The sequence below is a fragment of the Pseudomonas wadenswilerensis genome, from assembly GCF_900497695.1.
Classification (GTDB): domain Bacteria; phylum Pseudomonadota; class Gammaproteobacteria; order Pseudomonadales; family Pseudomonadaceae; genus Aquipseudomonas; species Aquipseudomonas wadenswilerensis.
On sequence record NZ_UIDD01000001.1, the window covers coordinates 520,031 to 541,595 of the forward strand.

Consider the following 21,565-nt stretch of genomic DNA (forward strand, 5'->3'; position numbering starts at 1 on the left):
CCCGCTCCCACAGATGACCATTTCCTCTGTGGGAGCGGGCATGCCCCGCGATGGGGGTTGTCAGTTAGCGGTCAGTTGCAGGTTTTCGGCGGCCGGCCTGCCGTCAAACGTGGTCACCCCTTCAAGCCAGCGTTTCTGGTCTTGTGGATGATCCTTGAGCCACTGGCGGGCGGACTCCAGCGCGTCCTTGTGGTCAAGCAGCGGTTGCATCATGCGGCTCTCGTCTTCGGCGCTGAAGGTCAGGTTGCTCAGCAGCTGGTTGACGTTCGGGCAGCGCTCGGCGTAATCCGGGGCGGTAACGGTCCACACCGAGGCGCGGCCTTCGTCCGGGCCCAGGGCGCCCTCGCTGCCGCCGAGGTAGGCCATGTCGATGTTGACGTTCATCGGGTGCGGCGCCCAACCGAAGAACACCACCGCCTCCTTGCGCCGCACAGCGCGGTCGACGGCAGCGAGCATGCCGGCCTCGCTGGATTCGACCAACTGGAACTTGCCCAGGCCGAACTGGTTCTTGCTGATCATCGCCTTGATCTGGGTGTTGGCGCCGGAGCCTGGCTCGATGCCGTAGATCTTGCCGCCAAGCTCCTTCTCGAACTTGGCGATGTCAGCAAAGGTTTTCAGGCCCTTGTCGGCCAGGTACTTGGGCACGGCGAGGGTCGCGCGGGCGTCGTCGAGGCTCGGCTGGTCGAGGACCTTGACCTGTTTGGCGTCGATGAACGGGGTGATGGTCTGGGTCATGATCGGGTTCCAGTAGCCGAGGAACATGTCCAGGCGCTGGTCGCGGATACCGGCGAAAATGATCTGTTGCGAGGCACTGGTCTGCTTGGTCTTGTAGCCCAGGCCATCGAGCAGGACCTGGGTCATGGCGCTGGTGGCCATCACATCGGTCCAGTTCACCACGCCAAGGCGCACGTTCTTGCAGGCCGCCGGTTCTGCGGCGATTACGTTGGTGCTGAGGATTGCGGTACCGACGAGCATCAGCAGGCTACGGCTGATCATTCTGTTCATGGTGGCTCCTCCAACGGCAGTTCTAATTGTTATAGGGGGCGGCCTCTGCGTGCCGTGTGATCAAACTACGCGGGTACCCTGGGCAAAAATCGCACTGTGGCGACCGGCACTTGCACAGTGGCGACCAGCGCGCTATTAACCCTGCATCCGTGGCCGTCGAGTTGTCGCTATGCCCCAGGATTTCTATTTCTTGCTGTTGCCCGGTTTCTCCGCCATTGGCTTCATTTCCGCGGTAGAGCCGTTGCGGGTGGCCAACCGCTTTCGCGGCGAGTTGTACCGCTGGCAGGTGCTGAGTATGGATGGCGGTGCGGTGCCGGCCAGCAACGGCATGTCGGTGAATGCCGACGCCGCGCTGCAGCCGCTGGGCAAAGGCGCGACCCTGCTGGTGGTGGCCGGTTTCGAGCCACTGCGCAGCTTCGGCCCGGTCCTGCAGCACTGGTTGCGCAAGCTCGATCACGAGGGCGTGGTGTTGGGTGGCATCGACACCGGCACCGTGGTGCTGGCCGAGGCTGGGCTGCTCGACGGCCACCGGGTGACCCTGCACTGGGAAGCGCTGGAAGCCTTCAAGGAAAGTTACCCGCAGTTGCAGGCAACCCAGGAGCTGTTCGAAGTAGATCGCCGACGTATCACTTCGGCGGGTGGTACCGCGTCGATCGACCTGATGCTCGACCTGATCGCCCAGGCCCACGGCCCGGAGCTGGCGATCCAGGTGTCGGAGCAGTTCGTGCTCGGCCGTATCCGCCCGCGCCAGGATCACCAGCGCATGCAGATCGCCTCACGCTATGGGATCAGTAACAAGAAACTGGTGCAGGTGATCGGCGAGATGGAGCGCAACACCGAGCAACCGCTCAATACCCTGGTGCTGGCCGAGTCGGTGCAGATCACCCGGCGCCAACTGGAGCGGTTGTTTCGCCTGTACCTGCACGACACCCCCAGTGGTTTCTACCTGCGCCTGCGCCTGGACAAGGCCCGGCAACTGCTGCGCCAGACCGACCTCAGCGTACTGGAGGTGAGCATCGCCTGCGGGTTCGAGTCATCGTCCTACTTCACCCGCTGCTACCGCGCGCGCTTTAACAGCTGCCCGCGCGATGATCGCGTCCAGGTTACCGCCAAACCCGCACTCAGCGTGCCTTGAGCAGCACCGCGCAGGCGCACTTGTAGGCTTCGTGCTGGTACTTGTTGAGCCCGGCGGGCAGCTCGATGGCGTGCTTCTTGGCCTGGGCGCTGACGGTTTGCGGCGACAGCAGCTGTACTTCGCAGCCGTCGAGCAACTGCAGGATGCCTTCGATCTTGAAGGTGGTCGGGCCGCCGGCGAATTCGCCTTTCTTGCTGCGCTTCTTGATCGCCAGGTGGGTAATGGCGTTGTCACTGAAGAATTGCCGCGCCTGGCGGGCGAAGGCCTTGACGTTGTCCGCCAGGTCATCGTCTTCCAGGGCGATCTTCTTGGTACCCAGGGCCAGGTGCGCCGGGGCGCCAGCTTCGAGGGTGGCGACCGCGAGCAGGGCTTCGCTGCCCTTGATTTCGATTCCGCAGACTTTCATTCATACCTCAGGACAGGGGTTATTGCAGGCCGAGCGATTGCAGGTACTCCGAGCGATCGTCGCTGCGCTGGGCCAGGCAGGTGTTCTGCGCGGTTTCGAAGGCTTTGCTGCCGGGCTTGACGTCAAAGGTCTCGACCTTGCAATCGGCATCGCGCAGTTGCTTCCAGATGGCTTCGGCGTCACGCAGGCGCTTGCTCAGGTCGGCGACCTTGGCGTCCTGGCCTTCGTACTGCTCGCCGATGCGTTGCAGCAGGTCATCGAAAGCGGCATTGAGTTCGCGTTCAGCGGTGGTGCGGCTGTATTGAGCGCATTCATAGCTTTGCTGGTCGGTTTCGACGTTGTCGCACGGGGTGCTTTCGTCGTCCTCGGCATAGGCGCCGAATGCCAGCAATACCAGGGCCAGCCCTACCATCGTTCTCATCTGCGACATCCTCCGGAAGCTTCGCGAACATGGGCGCCGATTCTCGCTCAGCGCCGCAGCAAAGAACAGGGTAGCCGTTGCACCTGTGAAAAAGCGTGCAGGCTGAGTGAACACTTATTCACAGACGTTTCATAAAGGCGCACATAAACTCGGCGTTTTGTCATTTATCCAGACTACCCTGTGGAAACGCCATGGAAAGCCCCGGACTGATCAAGGTACTGCTGGTCGAGGATGACCTGAAACTGGCTGGCCTGGTTGCGCACTTTCTGGCCGAACACGGCTTCGAGGTGCACTGCGTGCATCGTGGAGACCAGGCACTGGAGGCCTTTGTGCATTTCAAGCCCGCGCTGGTGGTGCTCGACCTGATGCTTCCGGGCCTGAGCGGCCTGCAGGTGTGCCGGGCGATTCGCAGCCAGGCGGCCACCCCGATCGTGATCCTGACTGCCCGCGAGGACGACCTGGACCATATCCTTGGCCTTGAGTCCGGTGCCGATGACTATGTGATCAAGCCTATCAAGCCACCGGTGCTACTGGCGCGCCTGCGCGCCCTGCAGCGCCGCCAGGGCAGCGAGCCGCTTGGGCGCGACAGCTTGCGCTTCGGGAACTTGAGCATCGACCGGGCCAGTCGCGAAGCGCATCTGGGTGACGAACCGATCGAGTTGAGCACCATGGAGTTCGAACTGCTCTGGCTGCTGGCAAGTGCCGCCGGGCAGACCCTGTCGCGCGATGACATCCTCAATCGCCTGCGCGGCATTGCCTTTGACGGCTTCAACCGTAGCGTCGATGTCTATGTCAGCAAGCTGCGCGGCAAATTGCGCGACAACCCCCGCGAGCCGGTGTGCATCAAGACGGTGTGGGGCAAGGGTTACCTGTTCAATCCTTTTGCCTGGGAGCTGTAGATGCTGCGGTTGTTTCTCGGCTTGTTCATCACCCTGGTCATAGCCTTCGCCCTGGCAGTGCCGTCGATCAACACGTTTTTCGACTGGTACCTGAAAACCAGCGACGATGTTTACTATCGCGAGTCGATGCGCGGGCCGGCCTACAGCCTGGTGGAGCAACTGCGGCCATTGCCTGCTGCACAACGTCCGCAGCGCCTGAATGAGCTGCAGCCTCACTACGGGATGACTCTCAAGTTGGTCGAGGCCAGCCAGTTGCAACTGGGCCGGCAAGATCAGGCGTTACTGGCCGACGGGCAGATGCTGATTTCCGATGATGTCAGCCGCTTCATCATTCCCATCGATGATGGCAGCCAGTTGTTGAGCGTCAGTTTGCCGCCCGATTTACGCATGACCACAGCCTTTACCGTCAGTGCCTACGCCATGTTCGCCAGCTTGCTCGGCATTGCCGTGTTCTGCTGGGTCTGGCCGCACTGGCGCGACCTTGAGCGCTTGCGCCTGGCGGCCCAGCGTTTTGGTGACAATGACTTGCGTTCGCGCATCCATTTGTCGCGGCGCTCGAACATTCGTGAGCTGGCCGAGCATTTCAACCAGATGGCCGGGCGTATCGAAGGCCTGATCGCCAACCAGCGCGAGCTGACCAATGCCGTTTCCCATGAGCTGCGTACGCCGATTGCGCGGCTGACCTTCGAACTGGAACAGTTGCGCCGCCTGGCCGACCAGAGCGCCTGTGGCCCGCTGATCGACGATATGCATGCCGACCTGGGCGACCTGGAGGAGATGGTCTCCGAGCTGTTGACCTACGCCAGCCTTGAGCATGGTGCGGCGCAGATCAAACGCGAAACCATCCAGGCCGCCGACTGGATCGACAGCGTGCTTGGCAGCGTCGCCCTGGAAGCGGAAGCCGCTGGTGTAGCGCTGACGCTGAGTGTCTGTACGGTTGAAAACATTCGCATCGAGCCGCGGTTCATGGCACGGGCGGTGATCAACCTGCTGCGTAATGCCATCCGCTACGCCGAGCGTGAAGTGCGGGTGAGCCTGGTACGCGAAGGCGACCTGTATCAGGTGTTTGTCGAAGACGACGGCCCGGGCGTGCCCTTGGTCGCCCGGGAGAAGATCTTCGAGCCGTTTACCCGCCTGGACACCAGCCGCGATCGCCGCACCGGTGGCTACGGTCTTGGCCTGGCGCTGGTCCGGCGAGTGTCGCAGTGGCACGAGGGCCACGCTCAAGTACGTGACTGCGCCGGTGGCGGCGCCCTGTTCGTGTTGAGCTGGCCGCACAACGAAGCCTGAGGTTCAGAGCCGCAGCGGCGGCAAGCTCGGCTGACAGTCGCGCGGGCAAGCCAGCTGGCTACCGTGGGCCTGCAGCATCAGGCGCAGGGCCTGGGTGGCCAGGTCGCTGACCAGCGCTTCGGCGGTATCGGCATTGGCCATCACCACCACTGCCAGTTTCGGCTCGGGCAGCACGCTCAGTTGCGCAGCAAAATCTCCGGTCGAACCGCTGTGTTGCCATTGCTGCAGTTGCGGCCCTATACGTGGATCACCGCAAGGGCCCAGGTACCAGGCCAGGCCAATCGGGCAATCGACGTCCGGCCCATTAGCGCGATTGTGCTGGCGGAACATCTGTTCGATCGACTGGCGATTGAGCACTTGCCGACCGTCGAAGCGCCCCTGGGCGAACAGCATTTGCACGAACTGGCCGACATCCCGAGGCGTGGTCCACAAGCCGCTAGCCGGCAGGTCGCGAATTTCCGGGTCCTTACTGCGCTGGCCCTGCAGGTAGCCGCGGGCGCGGTAGGGCTGCAGGCTGCTGGTGCCGATAAAACTTGAGTGCGCCATGCCCAGGGGTTTCAACAAGTGCTGCTGCAGGCGGGTTTCGAAGGGTTGCCCGCTGCTGCGCTCGATGGCGGCGCCGAGCAGGGTGAAGCCCAGGTTGGAATAGGCCATCTGCATGCCGGGGGGATGGTTAAGCCACAGCTCGCCGGCTTTTTGCGGCAGGTGCGTCAATGGATCAGCGCTGTGCAGGTTCGGCAAAAATTCGCTGGGTAGCCCAGCCTGGTGGCTGAGCAAACGGCGCAGGGTGATAGCCCGGTCAGCACCGCGGGCATCGGCATGAAAGCGCGAACGCACGCGAAACTCCGGCAGGGTCTGCGACAGCGGGGCATCCAGGTTCAGGCGCTGTTGTTCGACCAGTTGCAAAGTGGCGCTGGCGGTGAACAGCGTAGACAGCGAGCCGGCGCGGAACGCCGTGGCGGGGGTCACGGGTATTTGCAGCGCCTCGTCAGCCAGGCCGAAACCTTCGGCCCAGACCAGCGTCTGGCCGTCGATCAGCGCCAGGGACAGGCCCGGCACATGGTTCTTGCGCATCTGCTCGGGGATGCTCTGGCGCAACTGTTCGATCACCGCTTGATAGTCACCCTGGCGGATCGGCTGCAGGCTTGCGGGTGCCCGCTCGCTGCAGCCGGAGTTGACGAGCAGCAGGCTGAACAGAAAGGCAAGGCGAAGCATGGGGCACCTGGGCGCAATGGGGGGCAGTTCATGCTAGGGCAGAGGCGGTCGGCAATCTTTGAGCGGATTGTCGGAAAACTGTTAAAGACTGTGGTGCAGGCGGTCAAAGCAGCCCTTTGTCGCTCTTTGACGCTTTCGGCAATTCCCCTGTCGTTTTTGCATCTGGGCGACATTGCCCCTAGGCATATGCTGGCCCCAAAGCGCCGGCAGACGATTCGGCGCAGGTTTTACCAATAAAGGGGACAGCCTGATGAGCCCAGCCGAATTACACGCAGACAGCATCGTTATCGACGGGCTGATCATTGCCAAATGGAACCGCGAGCTGTTCGAGGACATGCGCAAGGGCGGCCTGACTGCGGCCAACTGCACGGTGTCGGTCTGGGAAGGCTTCCAGGCCACGGTCAACAACATCGCCGCCAGCCAGAAGCTGATCCGCGAGAACAGCGACCTGGTGATGCCGGTACGCACCACTGCCGACATTCGCAAGGCCAAGGAAGTGGGCAAGACCGGCATCCTCTTCGGCTTCCAGAACGCCCATGCTTTTGAAGACCAGATCGGCTATGTCGAGGTGTTCAAGCAGCTGGGCGTAGGCATCGTGCAGATGTGCTACAACACCCAGAACCTGGTCGGCACCGGTTGCTACGAGCGTGACGGCGGGCTGTCGGGCTTTGGCCGCGAGATCGTCGCCGAGATGAACCGCGTCGGGGTCATGTGCGACCTGTCCCATGTCGGTTCCAAGACCTCCGAAGAAGTCATCCTCGAATCGAAAAAACCGGTGTGCTACTCCCACTGCCTGCCTTCCGGGCTCAAGGAGCACCCGCGCAACAAATCCGATGAAGAGCTCAAATTCATTGCCGACCACGGCGGTTTCGTCGGCGTGACCATGTTCGCGCCGTTCCTGGCCAAGGGCATCGATTCGACCATCGATGACTACGCCGAAGCCATCGAATACACCATGAACATCGTTGGTGAAGACTCCATCGGTATCGGTACCGACTTCACCCAGGGCCACGGCCAGGAATTCTTCGAATACCTGACCCACGACAAGGGCTACGCCCGGCGTCTGACCAACTTCGGCAAGATCATCAACCCGCTGGGCATCCGCACCGTGGGCGAATTCCCCAACCTCACCGAGACCCTGCTCAAGCGCGGCCATTCCGAGCGCGTGGTGCGCAAGATCATGGGCGAGAACTGGGTCAACGTGCTCAAGGATGTCTGGGGCGAATAAGCCGCCAGTAACCGTCTTCCGACCCCTGCCACAGGCGCAGGGGCAGCCAACCAAAATTTCTGGAGTTGAGTTTCCATGGCCAAGATCGCCCCGCAATTGCCTATCGAAGTCGACAGCGAAACCGGTGTCTGGACCAGCGATGCCCTGCCGATGCTGTACGTGCCGCGGCATTTCTTCGTCAACAACCACATGGGTATCGAGGAAGTGCTGGGCGCCGACGCCTATGCCGAGATCCTCTACAAGGCCGGTTACAAGTCCGCCTGGCACTGGTGCGAGAAAGAGGCTGAATGCCACGGCCTGGAGGGCGTGGCGGTGTTCGAACACTACATGAAGCGCCTGTCCCAGCGCGGCTGGGGCCTGTTCAAGATCCAGGACATTGACCTGGACAAGGGCACTGCCAGCGTCAAGCTCGAGCACTCAGCGTTCGTCTATGTCTACGGCAAGGTCGGGCGCAAGGTCGATTACATGTTCACCGGTTGGTTCGCCGGGGCCATGGACCAGATCCTGGCGGCCCGCGGCAGCAACATTCGTACGGTCGCCGAGCAGGTCTACGGCGGTTCGGAAGAAGGCCACGACGATGGCCTGTTCATCGTCAAGCCGTTGTAAGTCGAGGATCCCGCCATGGCTTTCGAAGCAATGTTCCAGCCGATCCAGATCGGCAAACTGACCATCCGCAACCGGGTACTGAGCACCGCGCACGCCGAGGTCTACGCCACCGACGGCGGCATGACCACCGAGCGCTACGTGAAGTACTACGAAGAGAAAGCCAAGGGCGGCATCGGCCTGGCCATTTGCGGTGGCTCCTCGGTGGTGGCGATCGACAGCCCGCAGGAATGGTGGGCCTCGGTGAACCTCTCGACCGACCGCATCATCCCGCACTTTCAGAACCTGGCTGATGCCATGCACAAGCATGGCGCCAAGATCATGATCCAGATTACCCACATGGGCCGCCGCTCGCGCTGGGACGGCTTCAACTGGCCAACCCTGATGTCGCCGTCTGGGGTGCGCGAGCCGGTGCACCGTGCCACCTGCAAGACCATCGAGCCGGAAGAGATCTGGCGGGTGATCGGCAACTACGCGCAAGCCGCGCGTCGGGCCAAGGAAGGCGGCCTGGACGGCGTCGAGCTGTCGGCGGTGCACCAGCACATGATCGACCAGTTCTGGAGCCCGCGGGTCAATAAACGTACCGACGAATGGGGCGGTACCTTTGAAGGCCGAATGAAGTTCGGCCTGGAAGTGCTCAAGGCCGTGCGTGCCGAAGTGGGCCCGGATTTTTGCGTGGGCATGCGTATCTGCGGTGACGAATTCCACCCCGATGGCCTCAGCCACGAGGACATGAAAGAAATCGCCAAGTACTACGATGCCACCGGCATGCTGGAATTCTTCGGCGTGATCGGTTCGGGCTGCGACACCCACAACACCCTGGCCAACGTTATCCCCAACATGAGCTTCCCGCCCGAGCCGTTCCTGCACCTGGCGGCCGGCATCAAGGAAGTGGTCAAGGTTCCGGTGCTGCACGCGCAGAACATCAAGGACCCCAACCAGGCCACGCGCATCCTCGAAGGCGGCTATGTCGACATGGTCGGCATGACCCGCGCGCACATCGCCGACCCGCACCTGATCGCCAAGATCAAGATGGGCCAGATCGACCAGATCAAGCAGTGCGTCGGTGCCAACTACTGCATCGACCGCCAGTACCAGGGCCTGGATGTGCTGTGCATCCAGAACGCGGCAACCTCCCGTGAATACATGGGCGTGCCGCACATCATCGAGAAAAGCACCGGGCCCAAGCGCAAGGTGGTGGTGGTCGGCGCCGGGCCTGCGGGGATGGAAGCCGCTCGCGTGGCGGCCGAACGCGGCCATGACGTCACCCTGTTCGAGAAGAAAGACGCCATCGGCGGGCAGATCAGCATCGCTGCCAAGGCGCCGCAACGCGACCAGATCGCCGGTATCACCCGCTGGTATCAGCTGGAGCTGGCGCGCCTGAAGGTCGACCTGCGCCTGGGCACTGCGGCCGATATCGAGACCATCCAGGACCTGCGTGCGGACATTATCGTGCTGGCGGTGGGCGGCCATCCCTACATCGAGCAGAACGAACACTGGGGCGCCGCCGAAGGGCTGGTGGTCAGCAGCTGGGACGTGCTCGACGGCAAGGTGGCGCCGGGCAAGAACGTGCTGGTGTACGACACCATCTGCGAATTCACCGGCATGTCGGTGGCCGACTACATCGCCGACAAAGGCAGCCAGGTGGAGATCGTCACCGACGACATCAAGCCGGGCGTGGCCATCGGTGGCACGTCGTTCCCGACCTACTACCGCAGCATGTACCCCAAGGAAGTGATCATGACCGGCGACCTGATGCTGGAAAAGGTCTACCGCGAGGGCGACAAGCTGGTGGCGGTGCTGGAGAACGAATACACCGGCGCCAAAGAGGAGCGGGTGGTCGACCAGGTGGTGATCGAGAACGGCGTGCGGCCGGACGAGGCGCTGTACTACGGGCTCAAGGAAGGTTCGCGGAACAAGGGCCAGATCGATATCGAAGCCCTGTTCGCGATCAAGCCGCAGCCGATCCTCAGCCAACCGGGCGAAGGCTACCTGCTGTACCGCATCGGTGACTGCGTGGCGCAGCGCAATACACACGCGGCCATCTACGACGCCTTGCGCCTGTGCAAGGATTTCTGATCGACCGGCAACTGAATGCTGGTGTGTTACTACCCCTGTGGGAGCCGGCGTTGCCGGCGATGGGATCGACGCCGTGTCTGTTGTTGCGCGGTGTCTGCATCGCTGGCAAGGCCAGCTCCCACAGTGATCCCCTGGCAAGGCACTGAAGTGTCTTTTGGGAGCTTCCCATGTTGAACACCCTTATCCCCATCCTCCTGTTCGCCGCCCTGGGCCTTGCCGTCCTTGGCGCGCTGCGGCGCGTGCGGATGTGGCGCCAGGGTCGGCCGTCGAAGGTCGATCTGCTGGGCGGCCTGCTGGCCATGCCACGGCGCTATATGGTCGACCTGCACCACGTGGTCGCCCGCGACAAGTACATGGCCAACACTCACGTGGCCACGGCTGGCGGCTTCGTCCTGGCAGCGGTGCTGGCGATCCTGGTGCATGGCTTTGGCCTGCATAACAAGATCCTTGGGTTTGCCTTGCTGTTCGCCACCGTGCTGATGTTCGGCGGTGCGCTGTTCGTCTACAAACGCCGCCTCAACCCGCCTTCACGGTTGTCGAAGGGCCCGTGGATGCGCCTGCCGAAAAGCCTGCTGGTGTTTGCCGCGAGCTTCTTCATCGCCACCTTGCCGGTGGCCGGGATTCTTCCGCAGGGCTTCGGCGGCTGGCTGTTGGTGGCGTTGCTGGGGATTGGCGTGCTGTGGGGCGTGTCCGAGCTGTTCTTCGGCATGACCTGGGGCGGGCCGATGAAGCACGCCTTCGCCGGTGCCCTGCACCTGGCCTGGCATCGGCGCGCCGAGCGCTTTGGCGGTGGTCGCTCGACCGGGCTCAAACCCATCGATCTGGAAGATCCACAAGCCCTGCTCGGCGTGGAAAAGCCCAAGGACTTCACCTGGAACCAGCTGCTCGGTTTCGATGCCTGCGTGCAGTGCGGCAAATGTGAAGCGGTGTGCCCGGCGTTTGCCGCAGGCCAGCCGCTGAACCCGAAAAAACTTATCCAGGACATGGTCGTCGGCCTGGCCGGCGGCACCGATGCCAAGTTCGCTGGCAGCCCGTACCCTGGCAAACCGATCGGCGAGCATGGTGGCAACCCGCACCAGCCGATCGTCAACGGCCTGGTCGACGCCGAGACCCTGTGGTCGTGCACCACCTGCCGCGCCTGCGTCGAGGAGTGCCCGATGATGATCGAGCACGTCGATGCCATCGTCGACATGCGCCGTCACCTGACCCTGGAAAAAGGCGCGACGCCGAACAAGGGCGCCGAGGTGCTGGACAACCTGATCGCCACCGACAACCCCGGCGGTTTTGCCCCGGGCGGGCGGATGAACTGGGCGGCGGACCTCAACCTCAACCTGCTCGGCGACATCAAGACCGCCGAGGTGCTGTTCTGGGTCGGCGACGGTGCGTTTGACATGCGTAACCAGCGCACCCTGCGGGCGTTTGTCAAAGTGCTGAAAGCCGCGCAAGTGGACTTTGCCGTGCTCGGCCTGGAAGAGCGCGACAGCGGTGACGTGGCCCGGCGCCTGGGCGATGAAGCGACCTTCCAGCAACTGGCCAGGCGCAATATCCAGACCATGGCCAAGTACAACTTCAAGCGCATCGTCACCTGCGACCCGCACAGCTTCCATGTGCTCAAGAACGAGTACGGTGCCTTCGGCGGCAACTACCTGGTGCAGCACCACAGCACCTACATCGCCGAACTGATCGCCGCTGGTGCGCTCAACCTTGGCCAGCACAAGGGCGGCAGCGTGACCTATCACGACCCGTGCTACCTGGGTCGTTACAACGGCGAGTACGAGGCGCCGCGTGAAGTGCTGCGCGCCCTCGGTATCGAGGTCAAGGAGATGCAGCGTTCGGGCTTTCGCTCGCGCTGCTGCGGCGGTGGCGGCGGCGCGCAGATTACCGATATTCCTGGCAAGCAACGGATCCCCGACATGCGCATGGACGACATCCGCGAAACCGCTGCCGAGCTGGTGGCCGTGGGTTGTCCACAGTGCACGGCGATGCTCGAAGGCGTGGTCGAGCCGCGTCCGCTGATCAAGGACCTGGCGGAGCTGGTCGCCGACGCCATTCTCGAAGAACCGGCCCAGGCGAGCAAACCCGCCCCGGCAAAGCGTGAACCCGCGGAGGTGCACTGATGAGCGACATTATTCGCCGTGATCCGCGCGCCGAGTGGATCGCCCGCAACCGCCTGCACCCGCTGCACGCGGCCATGCAGCAGGGCCAACAGCACAGCTGGATGGGGCCCAACGGCATCATCCGCAAGAACCCCCATGGGGTCGGCTTCATCGGCCCCAACGGCATCAAGCGCATCGATCGCAGCGGCGCCCAGCAGGGCGGCAGCAGCAAGCGCACGGCAGCAGCGGCGGTGCAATTGCCGCTGCACCAGGTGGCGCAGCCGGCGTTCTACATCGCCGTGGTCCCGGACATGGTCGGCGGCCGCCTGGGCAGCCACGACCGCGACCTGCTGGGCCTGGCCCGCAGCCTGGCCGGCAGTGACGGTGCGGTGCTGGCGATGGTGTTTGGCGAACACAAGGAAAGCAACTTTTCCACAGCCGGCGTCGATCGCCTGCTGGTGATCGAAGGCGACGAGTTCGCAGGTTATGCGCCGGAGCAACTGGTGCAGGGGCTGCGCGCTGTGGATAACCAGTACAGCCCACGCCATTGGCTGCTGCCGGACAGTCGTACCGGTGGCGGCGAGCTGGGCCGGCGCTTTGCCGCGGCCATTGGCGAACGCCCGGCTACGCGCGTCTGGCAGGTCAAGGACGGGCAATGCAGCGGCCGCGCCGGCGCTGGCCAGCAGGACCTGATCCGCGGCCTGCCACGGTTGATCCTGGCGGCTGCCGAATGCGCGGAACCGGTCAGCGAAACTCGCCACGAAGCCTTGCCGGTGCAGTTATCCACAAGCGCTGTGCGCAGCTTGTCGCGAATTGAAGACCTCGGCCCTGTGGCCGTCGACCCGGCCGCCATTGCCATGGCCGAGGCCGAGTTCATCGTCTCGGGCGGCAACGGCGTCAAGGACTGGGACCTGTTCCACCGCGCCACCGTTGCGCTGGGCGCTACCGAAGGCGCTTCGCGGGTGGCCGTGGACGACGGCTTCATGCCGCGCAATCGCCAGGTCGGTGCTACCGGTACCTGGGTGACCGCGCGGGTTTATGTGGCTGTGGGTATTTCCGGGGCGATCCAGCACCTACAGGGCATCGGGGCCTGCGACAAGGTGGTGGCGATCAACATGGACCCGGGCTGCGACATGATCAAGCGTGCCGACCTGTCGGTGATCGGCGACAGCGCGGCGATTCTCCAGGCGCTGATCGAGGCTGTGGAAAACTACCGCAACGACGCCAAGCGCGATGCGGCCTAAGGGCAGGGGATAACTATGCACACCAAGGTCATCAGTCTGGTTTCAATCGGTGCCCACCCCAGCTCCGGCCGCAGCCGCCGCGCCGAACAGGACGCCCGGGCGGTGGAACTGGGCCTGCAGCTGGCTGGGGATAACTTGCAGGTGCTGCATGCCGGCGACCCGCAGGAGCCGGCCTTGCGCGCCTACCTGGGCATGGGCCTGGAACACATTGACGTGCTGGAACAACCGCAAGGCGCCGATGCCCTGGGCGTACTGGGCGACTATCTGCGCGACGCCGGTGCGCAACTGGTACTTACCGGTAGCCAGGCGGAAACCGGCGAAGGCTCAGGGATGCTGCCATTCCTGCTGGCCGAGCGTCTGGGCTGGCCGCTGGTGGTGGGCCTTGCCGAAGTGGAGTCTATCCACAACGGCGTGGCCCAGGTCCTGCAGGCCCTGCCACGGGGCCAGCGGCGCCGCTTGAAGGTGCGCCTGCCGTTGCTCGCCACTGTGGATAACGCCGCGCCCAAGCCGCGCCAGAGCGCGTTTGGCCCGGCGCGGCGTGGGGTGTTGGCCGCGCGCCAGGTGGCAATCATCGAAGACGAGTTATTCACAAGTGCCGAACTGCAACCGGCCAAGCCACGGCCCAAGCGCCTCAAAGTGATCAAGGCCAAGAGCGGCGCCGACCGCATGAAAGCCGCCACCGCCAAGGCCAGTGGCGGCGGTGGGCAAGTACTCAAGGACGTCAGCCCTCAGGACGGTGCACAAGCCATCCTCAAGCTGCTGGTGGAAGAGGGTGTGCTGCGCTGACAGTTGCTCACAAAGTCTGTTGGCCGATCTGTGGATAAAGTGTTTGTGCATGGCTGGAGGGCACGCATTGCGTGCCCTTCGGCGTTATGGTCAAAAAATGATCAGGCTAAGTTGCGGATTTTTCGAGGTTTTCTTCCCTGGCCGGCGATGAGTTTGCCCACAATCGCTGTTGGCGGGTCTGTGGATAATATGTTCGCCCATGGCTGAGAGGCCCGTGGGGCAAGGGCTGCGCACGGTTGATCAAAAAACACTCAATTGTGTCATTTTTACTTGTACAGGCCCAGTGTTTCGGCTTCTCGAAGCGTTATCCACAAGGGTTTTTCGGGGCTTGGACTTTTGCACACAAAGTCTGTTGGCGTCTCTGTGGATAAGGTGTTCGCCTTCCGCTGTGAGTCTTGTATTTAAAAGCGTGCAGAGAATTGATCAAATATTGACCAATAAAATTTAGCGGGAAAAACAACGACTTGCCCACATTAGCTGTGGGCTGTCCTGTGGATAAAGTGTTTGCTGTGTTGACGGGCCCAGTGGGGCCGGGGGATTGCGGTAGGTGGTCAAAATTTGTACAGGCTGGTACGGCCCCATCGCTGGCAAGGCCAGCTCCCACAGGGTTTGCAGGTGTACACACCACCTGTGTGGGAGCCGGCCTTGCCGGCGATGGGCCGCAAAGCGGCCCCGCTTTACTGCGCAGCCACACCCTTGAGGTAAGGCGCCGGTGCCGCCCCCAGGTTGCTCAGCATCCGCTCGCTGTACCAATCGACAAAGTTCACCACCCCAAACTCGTAGGTCTTCGAATAAGGCCCCGGCTGGTACGCCGTCGAGTTGATCCCGCGCTGGTTCTCTTCCGCCAGGCGCCGGTCCTGGTCGTTGGTGGCATCCCACACCTGGCGCATGCGCGCCGGGTCGTAGTCGACACCTTCAACCGCATCCTTGTGCACCAGCCACTTGGTCGTGACCATGGTCTCTTGCGCACTGATTGGCCACACGGTGAAGACGATGATGTGATCGCCCATGCAGTGGTTCCAGGAGTGCGGCAGGTGCAGGATGCGCATCGAGCCCAGATCCGGGTTCTTGATCCGGCCCATGAGCTTCTGGCAGCCCTGCTTGCCGTCCAGGGTCATCGACACCGTGCCCTTGAGCAGCGGCATGCGCACGATGCGGTTGCGCAGGCCGAAACTGGCGTGGGCGTAGGGGATCTTCTCGGCGTCCCAGGCGGCGGCCGAGGCGGCGACGTGGTCCTTGAACGCCTGGTCGGCGCGCGGGTCGGTGACGTCGTCCCACTCCAGGAGGGTTTTCAGCAATTCAGGGTGCGAACCGCTGCAGTGGTAGCACTCGCGGTTGTTTTCCAGCACCAGCTTCCAGTTTGCCTTTTCCATCAAGGTGGTTTGCACCGCCACCTTGGTGTTCTCCATGTCGTAGGGTTCCATGTAGTGGGTCAGGGTGGCGAGGAAGTCATCGATGGCTGGCGGGTTCTCGGCCAGGCTGATGAAAATGTAGCCACCGGCGGTCTTCACGTTCACAGGCTTGAGCCCGTACTGCTTCATGTCGAAGTCGGCGCCCATCTCGGTACCGGCGAACAGCAGGCGCCCGTCCAGCTCGTAGGTCCACTGGTGGTAATGGCAGACCAGCTTGGCGACCTTGCCCTTGTCGCTGGTGCACAGGCGGGAACCGCGATGGCGGCAGACGTTGTGGAAGGCATGCACCTGGCCTTCGGCACCGCGCACCACCAGGATCGGGTTCTTGCCGATCTGCAGGGTGATGAAGTTGCCCTTGGTCGGGATTTCGCAGGTCATCCCGGCGATCAGCCATTCCTTCTGGAAAATTTCTTCCATGTCGATCTGGAACAGGCGCTCGTCGCAGTAGAACGGCTGTGGCAGCGAGAAGGTCCGCTCGCGGCTCTGCAGCATCTCGGCGGTGGCCTTGCGTGCAGGTTCCAGTGGATCGCCCAGACTCAAAGTTGCGGTGACGTCCATCGTGTAGGTCCTCATGGCCAGTGCTTGTGGCCGGTGAAAGTGGCTAATCGTTGTTATGGCGACGCAAGGCACAAATACAGCAGGATCATTTGCGATGGAGTGTGCGTTCGAAGAGCGCTTGAACCATATCCATGGGCGACATGATCAGATCCGTTTCCGACGCGCCAGCCCCTGTAGCCGGGGGCTGGTCGCGATAAGCACGCCAATGTCGCGGATGGGTAAGTGTTGCCTGCGCGGCTTAAGCAGAATCGCAGCCATCAGGCCGCAGTCGGCCGTGGAGACGAGCATGTCCAACAGCTTCCTCAATCCGGTCAGCACCCAGACCTGGGCCAACGGCCGCCACATCGTCCGTTGCGTCAAGGTGATCCAGGAAACCTGGGATGTGCGCACCTTCTGCTTCATGGCCGACCAGCCGATCATGTTCTTCTTCAAGCCCGGGCAGTTCGTCACCCTGGAGCTGGAGATCGACGGCGAGCCGATCATGCGCTCCTACACCATCTCCAGCTCCCCGTCGGTGCCCTACAGCTTCTCGGTGACCATCAAGCGCGTGCCCGGCGGCAAGGTCTCCAACTGGCTGCACGACACCCTGCACGAAGGCCAGGAGCTGGCGGTGCACGGCCCGGTGGGGCTGTTCAACGCCATGGATTTCCCCAGCCCCAAGGTGCTGTACCTGAGTGGCGGTGTCGGTATCACCCCGGTGATGTCCATGGCCCGCTGGTTCTACGACACCAACGGCAATGTCGACATGGTCTTCGTCCACAGTGCGCGCTCACCGAAAGACATCATCTATCACCGCGAGTTGGAGCACATGGCCTCGCGGATCGACAACTTCAGCCTGCACATCATTTGCGAGAAGCATGGCCTGGGCGAGCCCTGGGCGGGCTACCGCGGCTACCTGAACCAGAAGCTGATGGAGTTGATCGCCCCCGACTACATGGAGCGGGAGATATTCTGCTGCGGCCCGACGCCGTACATGAACGCGGTCAAGCGCCTGCTGGAAAGCAGCGGCTACGACATGAGCCGCTACCATGAGGAGTCGTTCGGCGCGACCCCGGCCGAGGTCAAGGCCGATGCTGTGGAACACGCCGAACAGGCCGCCGAAGCCGCCGAGGTGGACGCCGGCGACCTGCACCAGGTGGAATTCACCGCTACCGGCAAGAGTATCCGCGTGGCCCCGGGCGAGACTGTGCACGCGGCGGCGGCCAAGCTCGGGCTGATGATCCCCAAGGCTTGTGGCATGGGCATCTGCGGCACCTGCAAGGTGCTCAAGCTGGGTGGGGAAGTGGAGATGGAGCACAACGGCGGCATCACCGAAGAAGATGAGGCCGAGGGGTATATCCTCTCGTGCTGCAGTGTGCCGAAAGGTGATGTACGGATTGAGTACTGAGTCTGAGTAGCGGCTGATCGCGGGGCAAGTCGCACCGCCGCTCCTACAGCCGCTGAAGGAGCGGCGGTGCGACGCCTCGACGTGACCCGCGATGGCTTACACGCTGAAACGTGCCACCAGCCCGCTCAGGTCCACCGCCAGGCGCGACAGTTCGGCGCTGGCCGCGCTGGTCTGGTGGGCGCCGGTGGCCGACTGCACCGACAGGTCGTTGATGTTGACCAGGTTGCGGTCCACTTCGCGGGCGACCTGGGCCTGCTCTTCGGCGGCGCTGGCGATCACCAGGTTGCGCTCGTTGATTTCGGCGACCGCACCGGTGATGGTTTCCAGCGCCAGGCCGGCGCCGCGGGCGATGTTCAGGGTCGACTCGGCGCGTTCGGTGCTGTTGCGCATGGAGTTGACCGCCTGCTCGGTGCCGCCCTGGATGCTGCCGATCATCCGTTCGATTTCGCTGGTCGACTGCTGGGTACGGTGGGCCAGGGCACGCACTTCGTCGGCCACCACGGCAAAGCCACGGCCGGCTTCACCGGCACGGGCCGCTTCGATGGCGGCGTTCAGGGCCAGCAGGTTGGTCTGGTCGGCCAGGCCGCGAATCACGTCGAGCACCTTGCCGATATCGCGCGACTCTTCCGCCAGATTGCCGATCAGTTCGGCGGTGCCTTGCACGTCGGTGCTCATGCGCTCGATGGCGCTGACGGTTTCCATCACCAGGTCACGGCCGTCACCGGCCGAGCGGGTGGCTTCCTTGGAGGCTTCCGAGGTGCTCACGGCATTGCGTGCCACTTCTTCCACGGCGCTGGTCATCTCGGTGACGGCGGTGGCGGCCTGTTCGATTTCGTTGTTCTGCTGCTGCAGGCCACGGGCGCTTTCGTCGGTGACGCTGTTCAGCTCTTCAGCCGCCGACGCCAGCTGGGTGGCGGAGCCGGAAATCTGCTGCAGGGTATCGCGCAGCTTGTTCTGCATCTTGGCCATGGCCTTGAGCAGGCGCGCGGCTTCGTCCTGGCCTTCGGCCTGGATGCTGCGGGTCAGGTCGCCCTCGGCGATGCGTTCGGCCGCCTGCAGGGCTTCGTCGATCGGCTTGACGATGCTGCGGGTCAGCAGCAGGGCGCAGATCAGGGTCAGGGCAGTGGCAGCCAGCAGCAAGCCGATCACCAGGGCAACAGCGTTGGAGTACTGGTCGGCGGCGGTGCGGTTGATCTCGCTGGTTTGCTCGGTGTTGATGCTGATCAATTGATCCATGACGCTGTTGATCTGCTCGGAGCTGTCGAGCATGTCGCGGTTGATCAGGTTGCGCAGGGTCTCCAGGTCATTGTTCTGCGACGCCAGGCGCATGCGGTTTTCCAGCTGGCGGTACTGGCCCAGCAGCTGCACGTACTGGTTGTAGGCAGAGCGCTCCTGGTTGCCGGAGATCAGCGGCTCGTACACCCGGCGCGCTTCGTCGATCTGCTGGTTGCGCTGGTCGATCAGCTTGAGGGTGGCCTGCAGGGTGCCGGCTTCGCGGTTGAGCAGCAGGCGGTACGACAAGGTGCGCAGGCGCAGGGTCAGCTGGGTCAACTGGTCGAGGTTGGTGATGCTCGGCACCGTCGAGGTTTCGATGGTTTCGCCGGCCTGGCGAATCTTGCTCATCTGGTTCAGGGCAAACAGACCCAGGGCCAGCATCAGCGCACCGATCAGAGCAAAGCCCAGAAGCGCGCGCGGGGCGATATTCATGTTGCGTAGGGACATGGTGGTATCCAGGAGGGGAAAGGGCACGTTATCCGTGCGGCAGATTCAGGACTGCCATGCCTATCGGTCGGCCGGGAAAAGACTTGAGCGGGTGAAGATGAAATTGTGAGGCAGCTAACTTTTTTCCTGACCGGTGGTAGACAAAACGGGGAACCGCAGGGCTATCGGTGGGTCAATCTGCACCAGGCCGAAGCGTCTAAACCCGATATCCCTGGCGAGCACGCGGACTTTTCTTTATCGTGTGCGCCCCCTGAAACACCCCGAGAAGGCAATCATGTTGGAAACTTCCCTTAGTCAACTGGAGCAACTGGTCAGCGACCTGGTGCAGAAGAATCAGGAACTGACCGAGCGCAACGCGCAGATCAGTGCCGAACTGGCCCAGGCCAAAGATGAAAACGACAGCCTGCAACTGAGCCTGCTGGAGCAGGAAGAAAAGCAGGGCGCCACCGCCGCGCGCATCCAGGCCCTGGTTGAGCGTGCCAGCGTTGGTACCGTGAACGCATGAAAACCTCAGCGCAGCCGATCAATGTCGTGTCGATCCTCGGCAGCGATTATTCGATCAAGGCCCCCGAAGGCCAGGAGCAAGCGCTGGCGCAAGCGGTGCAGATGCTCAACGCCTCGCTGGCCGATACCAAGCGTAAGTACCCGACCCTGATCGGTGACAAGCTGCTGGTACTGGCAGCCCTCAACCTGTGCTCGCAGCAGATCGAACTGCAACAGCAGCACCAGCAGGCCCTCGACCGTTACCAAGAGCAAGTCAACGCCACGGTCGATGTGATTGCCCGGACCATCAGCAACAGCTGATCGCGTCCAAGCCCCCGCTACATCCTTTTGCCAGCTCACCACCTTCGGGAGGGTGGGCCGGCTTTGCTGTGGATTAGATTGTATTTCCTGTTGTATACAATTGGCCTGTCTCTTGCACTACAGGGCTTATTTACCCAGGGGAAATACATGCAGTTCTGGCGGCGCAGTATCCAGTGGCAATTGATCGCAAGCATGGGCGCAGCGCTGTTGCTGAGCATTCTGATCGTGGTCGGCATCTATAGCGTGGCGGTCAATCGCCTGACCGAGCGTTACCTGGTCGACACCGCCTTGCCGGCGAGCATTGAGGCGATTCGTAACGACATCGAGCGCATGCTTGGCCGACCGTTGACGGCGGCGGCCGACATTGCCAACAACACGTTGCTGCGCGATTGGCTGGCGGCGGGGGAAGACAGCACCCAGGCGCCGCAATTTATCGAGTACCTCGAAGCCCTGCGCAAACAGAACCATGCCTTTACCGCGTTGTTTGCCGCTACAGCGAGCAACCACTATTACAACGAGAAAGGCCTGGACCGCACCCTCAGCCGCAGCAACCCGGCGGACAAGTGGTTTTTCGGCTTTATCGACAGTGGCAACCCGCGCCTGCTGAACATCGACACCGACGGCAGCACCGGCGAACTGGCACTGTTCATCGACTATCGGGTGGAGAAAGCCGGGCAACTGGTGGGTATCGCCGGGCTTGGCCTGCGTATGACCGAACTCTCCGAATTGATCCACAACTTCAGCTTCGGCGAACGTGGGCGGGTGATGCTGGTGCGCGGCGACGGTTTGATCCAGGTGCATCCGCAGTCGGCGTTCAGCGGTAAGCAGCAGCTCGCCGAGCAGATCGGTGGCGAGGCTGCCAAGGTGGTCCTGAGCCGTGAACAGGGCCTGCACAGCAGCCGCTTCGAGCGCGATGGCGAGGGCTACCTGGCCCTCAGCCTACCGCTGCGTGACCTCAACTGGACCCTGGTCGCCGAGGTGCCAGAAGCACAGATCTATGCCCAGGTACGTGAGACCGTCTGGCTGACCAGCCTGATTGGTGCAGCGGTCGCGCTGGTATCGCTGTTGCTGGTGGTGCTGCTGGCCCGCGGCATCGTCCGCCCCATCCGGCGTGTGACGGGGGCCTTGATGGCCATCGGCAATGGCGGCGGCGACCTGACCCAGCGCCTGGACGAAAACCGCGCAGACGAGCTGGGCGACCTGGCCCGTGGCTTCAACCGCTTTCTCGACAGCCAGCGTGACCTGATTGGCGAAGTGCTGAATACCAGCGAACGC

Annotated in this window: 18 protein-coding genes and 1 pseudogene; 13 read left to right on the forward strand and 6 right to left on the reverse strand. The window is 62.9% G+C overall.

The features are described from left to right. Nucleotides 1–60: 60 nt before the first annotated feature. Nucleotides 61–1,005: a choline ABC transporter substrate-binding protein gene (gene choX / locus CCOS864_RS02525; protein ID WP_115084923.1), complete on the reverse strand. Its 945-nt coding sequence runs from the start codon at nucleotides 1,003–1,005 to the stop codon at nucleotides 61–63. A 169-nt stretch (nucleotides 1,006–1,174) separates the two neighbouring features. On the opposite strand from choX, the gene CCOS864_RS02530 reads away from it, so the two are divergent. Next, a complete protein-coding gene (locus CCOS864_RS02530; protein WP_115084924.1) occupies nucleotides 1,175–2,140 on the forward strand; it encodes a GlxA family transcriptional regulator in 966 nt (321 codons plus the stop codon). Here CCOS864_RS02530 and CCOS864_RS02535 read toward each other — a convergent pair. Then, nucleotides 2,127–2,546 carry a DUF3010 family protein gene (locus CCOS864_RS02535; protein ID WP_115084925.1) on the reverse strand — a complete coding sequence of 140 codons (420 nt, stop codon included), beginning with the start codon at nucleotides 2,544–2,546 and terminating at the stop codon, nucleotides 2,127–2,129. The two genes, CCOS864_RS02530 and CCOS864_RS02535, sit on opposite strands and share 14 nt — an antisense overlap. A gap of 19 nt (nucleotides 2,547–2,565) precedes the next feature. Next, nucleotides 2,566–2,967, reverse strand: coding sequence for a lysozyme inhibitor LprI family protein (locus tag CCOS864_RS02540; protein ID WP_115084926.1), 402 nt, complete (start codon nucleotides 2,965–2,967; stop codon nucleotides 2,566–2,568). 191 nt (nucleotides 2,968–3,158) lie between these two features. On the opposite strand from CCOS864_RS02540, the gene CCOS864_RS02545 reads away from it, so the two are divergent. Then, nucleotides 3,159–3,866 carry a winged helix-turn-helix domain-containing protein gene (locus CCOS864_RS02545; RefSeq protein ID WP_115084927.1) on the forward strand — a complete coding sequence of 236 codons (708 nt, stop codon included), beginning with the start codon at nucleotides 3,159–3,161 and terminating at the stop codon, nucleotides 3,864–3,866. After that, nucleotides 3,867–5,156, forward strand: coding sequence for an ATP-binding protein (locus CCOS864_RS02550; protein ID WP_115084928.1), 1,290 nt, complete (start codon nucleotides 3,867–3,869; stop codon nucleotides 5,154–5,156). 3 nt (nucleotides 5,157–5,159) lie between these two features. On the opposite strand, the gene CCOS864_RS02555 is transcribed toward CCOS864_RS02550, so the two are convergent. Then, nucleotides 5,160–6,371 (reverse strand): serine hydrolase domain-containing protein, encoded by a 1,212-nt coding sequence (locus CCOS864_RS02555; RefSeq protein WP_244211875.1) that lies wholly within the window; start codon nucleotides 6,369–6,371, stop codon nucleotides 5,160–5,162. A gap of 250 nt (nucleotides 6,372–6,621) precedes the next feature. Between CCOS864_RS02555 and CCOS864_RS02565 the strand changes: the two genes are divergently transcribed. From CCOS864_RS02565 to etfB, 6 genes are all read left to right on the forward strand, one after another. Next, nucleotides 6,622–7,599 (forward strand): dipeptidase, encoded by a 978-nt coding sequence (locus tag CCOS864_RS02565; protein ID WP_115084930.1) that lies wholly within the window; start codon nucleotides 6,622–6,624, stop codon nucleotides 7,597–7,599. Nucleotides 7,600–7,674: 75 nt separating this feature from the next. Beyond that, nucleotides 7,675–8,205 carry a 4-vinyl reductase gene (locus CCOS864_RS02570; protein WP_010221341.1) on the forward strand — a complete coding sequence of 177 codons (531 nt, stop codon included), beginning with the start codon at nucleotides 7,675–7,677 and terminating at the stop codon, nucleotides 8,203–8,205. A gap of 15 nt (nucleotides 8,206–8,220) precedes the next feature. Further along, complete coding sequence (gene dgcA / locus CCOS864_RS02575; protein ID WP_115084931.1) at nucleotides 8,221–10,281, forward strand: dimethylglycine demethylation protein DgcA; 2,061 nt, start codon at nucleotides 8,221–8,223, stop codon at nucleotides 10,279–10,281. A gap of 167 nt (nucleotides 10,282–10,448) precedes the next feature. Continuing rightward, nucleotides 10,449–12,398 (forward strand): dimethylglycine demethylation protein DgcB, encoded by a 1,950-nt coding sequence (dgcB, locus tag CCOS864_RS02580; protein WP_115084932.1) that lies wholly within the window; start codon nucleotides 10,449–10,451, stop codon nucleotides 12,396–12,398. Further along, nucleotides 12,398–13,621, forward strand: coding sequence for an electron transfer flavoprotein subunit alpha (gene etfA, locus CCOS864_RS02585; RefSeq protein ID WP_095163124.1), 1,224 nt, complete (start codon nucleotides 12,398–12,400; stop codon nucleotides 13,619–13,621). The genes dgcB and etfA overlap by 1 nt, the downstream gene beginning before the upstream one ends. A 15-nt stretch (nucleotides 13,622–13,636) precedes the next feature. Next, nucleotides 13,637–14,407 (forward strand): electron transfer flavoprotein subunit beta, encoded by a 771-nt coding sequence (gene etfB, locus CCOS864_RS02590; RefSeq protein WP_115084933.1) that lies wholly within the window; start codon nucleotides 13,637–13,639, stop codon nucleotides 14,405–14,407. Between the two features lie 677 nt (nucleotides 14,408–15,084). Here the strand turns inward: etfB and gbcA are convergent. Next, on the reverse strand, nucleotides 15,085–16,377 hold the full coding sequence (gene gbcA, locus CCOS864_RS02595) for a glycine-betaine demethylase subunit GbcA (protein WP_115084934.1): 1,293 nt from the start codon (nucleotides 16,375–16,377) through the stop codon (nucleotides 15,085–15,087). A gap of 286 nt (nucleotides 16,378–16,663) precedes the next feature. Between gbcA and gbcB the strand changes: the two genes are divergently transcribed. Continuing rightward, nucleotides 16,664–17,764: a glycine-betaine demethylase subunit GbcB gene (gene gbcB, locus CCOS864_RS02605; protein ID WP_115084935.1), complete on the forward strand. Its 1,101-nt coding sequence runs from the start codon at nucleotides 16,664–16,666 to the stop codon at nucleotides 17,762–17,764. A 96-nt stretch (nucleotides 17,765–17,860) separates the two neighbouring features. Here gbcB and CCOS864_RS28910 read toward each other — a convergent pair whose 3' ends face one another. After that, nucleotides 17,861–19,486, reverse strand: coding sequence for a methyl-accepting chemotaxis protein (locus CCOS864_RS28910; RefSeq protein WP_115084936.1), 1,626 nt, complete (start codon nucleotides 19,484–19,486; stop codon nucleotides 17,861–17,863). A gap of 274 nt (nucleotides 19,487–19,760) precedes the next feature. Between CCOS864_RS28910 and CCOS864_RS02615 the strand changes: the two genes are divergently transcribed. From CCOS864_RS02615 to CCOS864_RS28650, 3 genes and pseudogenes are all read left to right on the forward strand, one after another. Further along, complete coding sequence (locus tag CCOS864_RS02615; RefSeq protein WP_010221350.1) at nucleotides 19,761–19,991, forward strand: hypothetical protein; 231 nt, start codon at nucleotides 19,761–19,763, stop codon at nucleotides 19,989–19,991. Beyond that, on the forward strand, nucleotides 19,988–20,290 hold the full coding sequence (locus CCOS864_RS02620; RefSeq protein WP_038998322.1) for a cell division protein ZapA: 303 nt from the start codon (nucleotides 19,988–19,990) through the stop codon (nucleotides 20,288–20,290). Before CCOS864_RS02615 ends, CCOS864_RS02620 begins: the two co-directional genes overlap by 4 nt. Before the next feature lie 192 nt (nucleotides 20,291–20,482). After that, nucleotides 20,483–21,514, forward strand: a pseudogene (locus CCOS864_RS28650) (cache domain-containing protein); the annotation flags it as partial. Nucleotides 21,515–21,565 lie beyond the last annotated feature (51 nt).

Bases quoted from the DNA above. Each gene is read 5' to 3' on its own strand.
- choX (WP_115084923.1), bottom strand. From the start codon at position 1,005: ATGAACAGAATGATCAGCCGTAGCCTGCTGATGCTCGTCGGTACCGCA.
- CCOS864_RS02530 (WP_115084924.1), top strand. From the start codon at position 1,175: ATGCCCCAGGATTTCTATTTCTTGCTGTTGCCCGGTTTCTCCGCCATT.
- CCOS864_RS02535 (WP_115084925.1), bottom strand. From the start codon at position 2,546: ATGAAAGTCTGCGGAATCGAAATCAAGGGCAGCGAAGCCCTGCTCGCG.
- CCOS864_RS02540 (WP_115084926.1), bottom strand. From the start codon at position 2,967: ATGAGAACGATGGTAGGGCTGGCCCTGGTATTGCTGGCATTCGGCGCC.
- CCOS864_RS02545 (WP_115084927.1), top strand. From the start codon at position 3,159: ATGGAAAGCCCCGGACTGATCAAGGTACTGCTGGTCGAGGATGACCTG.
- CCOS864_RS02550 (WP_115084928.1), top strand. From the start codon at position 3,867: ATGCTGCGGTTGTTTCTCGGCTTGTTCATCACCCTGGTCATAGCCTTC.
- CCOS864_RS02555 (WP_244211875.1), bottom strand. From the start codon at position 6,371: ATGCTTCGCCTTGCCTTTCTGTTCAGCCTGCTGCTCGTCAACTCCGGC.
- CCOS864_RS02565 (WP_115084930.1), top strand. From the start codon at position 6,622: ATGAGCCCAGCCGAATTACACGCAGACAGCATCGTTATCGACGGGCTG.
- CCOS864_RS02570 (WP_010221341.1), top strand. From the start codon at position 7,675: ATGGCCAAGATCGCCCCGCAATTGCCTATCGAAGTCGACAGCGAAACC.
- dgcA (WP_115084931.1), top strand. From the start codon at position 8,221: ATGGCTTTCGAAGCAATGTTCCAGCCGATCCAGATCGGCAAACTGACC.
- dgcB (WP_115084932.1), top strand. From the start codon at position 10,449: ATGTTGAACACCCTTATCCCCATCCTCCTGTTCGCCGCCCTGGGCCTT.
- etfA (WP_095163124.1), top strand. From the start codon at position 12,398: ATGAGCGACATTATTCGCCGTGATCCGCGCGCCGAGTGGATCGCCCGC.
- etfB (WP_115084933.1), top strand. From the start codon at position 13,637: ATGCACACCAAGGTCATCAGTCTGGTTTCAATCGGTGCCCACCCCAGC.
- gbcA (WP_115084934.1), bottom strand. From the start codon at position 16,377: ATGGACGTCACCGCAACTTTGAGTCTGGGCGATCCACTGGAACCTGCA.
- gbcB (WP_115084935.1), top strand. From the start codon at position 16,664: ATGTCCAACAGCTTCCTCAATCCGGTCAGCACCCAGACCTGGGCCAAC.
- CCOS864_RS28910 (WP_115084936.1), bottom strand. From the start codon at position 19,486: ATGTCCCTACGCAACATGAATATCGCCCCGCGCGCGCTTCTGGGCTTT.
- CCOS864_RS02615 (WP_010221350.1), top strand. From the start codon at position 19,761: ATGTTGGAAACTTCCCTTAGTCAACTGGAGCAACTGGTCAGCGACCTG.
- CCOS864_RS02620 (WP_038998322.1), top strand. From the start codon at position 19,988: ATGAAAACCTCAGCGCAGCCGATCAATGTCGTGTCGATCCTCGGCAGC.